Below are 1,458 nucleotides of genomic sequence, written 5' to 3'. Positions count from 1 at the left end.
GGCACCGTATTTAATGCCAGGACAAGATATATCATAATAATCAGATCCAGTACCAGTAATTGAGGTATGTACCGTCTTTGGCAGTGTGTTGATATCAGCCTTACCAGCTAAATCACTATTTAACTAAGTAACGAACATGATCGGTGGACGATATAAGGCCCTACCCTTTACAATAATCAGTGAAGGAGGGCTTATTTATATGGTAGAGAAGATACTCGAAAATGTAGTCAATGAGATGGCACCGCATCTCAGCCAGGATCAGCTGGAGCACTTAAGCAATGTGCTGTATGTCAATTTCCATGGCCTTGAGGTAGCGGAGCAATGCACAGAGCTGGCAGCTACGGGCGAAGACGGTGACGAGGCAAAGATCCGAATGTTTGTGGCGAGTAAAAAGGCGGTAAACCGGCAGACCAATACGCTTAAGCAATACACCCGGGAGATCTGCAATATGCTGGATTTCCTGGGGAAGCGCTTGGAGGATATTACCGGTATGGATCTGCGGTATTACTATGGTGTGATGAGGGAGCGCCGCGGCATTAAGATGTCAACGATGCAGACGCGGCTTCATTATTTGTCCAGCTTCTGGGACTTTATGATCACAGAGGATCTGGTGAGCAGTAATCCAGTTAAAAAGGTAGGTTTATTAAAGATCGAAAAGACAATCAAAAAGCCGTTCTCGGCGGCAGAGATGGAAGCGCTGCGAACCAGCTGCAGCGAGTTGCGGGATCGGGCACTGGTGGAGTTTTTGTATAGTACCGGTGTCCGAGTGTCAGAACTGGTATCGCTTAATGTGAGTGATATTGAGATGGGAAAGCAAGAATTGATTGTATATGGTAAGGGAAGCAAGGAGAGAAAGACATATTTGACAGATGGTGCAAAGTTTTATCTGCGTCGATATTTACGGACACGCTGTGAGAATGAAGGAATAACCATGGAGCAGCTGCAGAGCCGGCCGTTATTTGCTACACTGGACCGGCCACATGGACGCCTGACAGTAGCCGGGGTGCAGTATATGCTCCGCCAGTTGGGGCGGAGAGCCGGAGTTGAGGGAGTACACCCGCACCGGTTCCGTCGAACAATCGCGACAGATCTTCTAAGCCGAGGAATGCCGATCGAACAGGTTAAGGAGTTTCTGGGGCACGAGAAGCTGGATACGACAATGATCTATTGTACCGTTAAGACCGAAAGCGTCCAGGCATCGCATAGAAAATACGCTTAAAAACTGTATATTATATGCTGATTTAAGCGGGCTTTTCGGGTCGCTCTATTAAGCTTACCCTGATAGCCATGCAAGCGCGGGAAACGGACCAAATGGAGGTGAAAGGACGGGCTAAATGATATAGTGATTTAAGTTATAAAGTTTTGCAGTCTAGTGATATATTGACTCTGGGACGTGGTCTATACTACGCCTATCCCAGTTGCCCTAATCTTCCACCAGTTGCAGGACAAGCTTTTTGG

At 47.3% G+C, this 1,458-nt stretch carries 1 protein-coding gene; it reads left to right on the top strand.

Features of this window, described 5'->3' with window-relative positions; translation table 11 throughout:
• The first annotated feature begins 199 nt into the window (after positions 1-199).
• Positions 200-1,219 (top strand): tyrosine-type recombinase/integrase, encoded by a 1,020-nt coding sequence (locus H8S75_RS32300; protein WP_187024969.1) that lies wholly within the window; start codon positions 200-202, stop codon positions 1,217-1,219.
• The last annotated feature ends 239 nt before the right edge of the window (positions 1,220-1,458 follow it).

Origin of the sequence: Hungatella hominis, assembly GCF_014288005.1 — a bacterium.
Taxonomy (GTDB): domain Bacteria; phylum Bacillota; class Clostridia; order Lachnospirales; family Lachnospiraceae; genus Hungatella; species Hungatella effluvii.
Note: the sequence above shows the minus strand (reverse complement) of the source record. Positions and strands in the feature narration are given on the sequence as shown.